The organism is Psychroflexus sp. MES1-P1E, from assembly GCF_002836055.1.
Lineage (GTDB): Bacteria > Bacteroidota > Bacteroidia > Flavobacteriales > Flavobacteriaceae > Psychroflexus.
Window position 1 is genome coordinate 1 of record NZ_PJBS01000061.1, and the last position, 282, is coordinate 282.

Here is a 282-nt window from a genome sequence, read left to right on the forward strand (position 1 = left end):
AGGTTATTATCTTATTATCAAAGACAATGGCCTTGGTATGGACTTAGATAGTTCAACGGACAATATATTTAGACTCTTCAAACGGATGCATACACACATCGAAGGTAGAGGAGTCGGACTTTACATTGTCAATTCACTTGTAGAATCACATGGAGGAAACATTGAGGTGACCAGCGAAATAAATAAAGGCACAACATTTAAAATATATTTGGGTTATGACTGAGACAAACATACTGTTAGTTGACGATAACGCTATTGGGAATTTTTTATCAGAAATGGTAT

Annotated in this window: 1 protein-coding gene; it reads left to right on the plus strand. The window is 35.1% G+C overall.

The genetic code is table 11. The features are described from left to right. Window positions 1–223, plus strand: a 223-nt coding sequence (locus CXF67_RS00330; protein ID WP_145990331.1) for an ATP-binding protein, incomplete at its 5' end; no start/stop codon positions are given. Window positions 224–282: the final 59 nt, after the last annotated feature.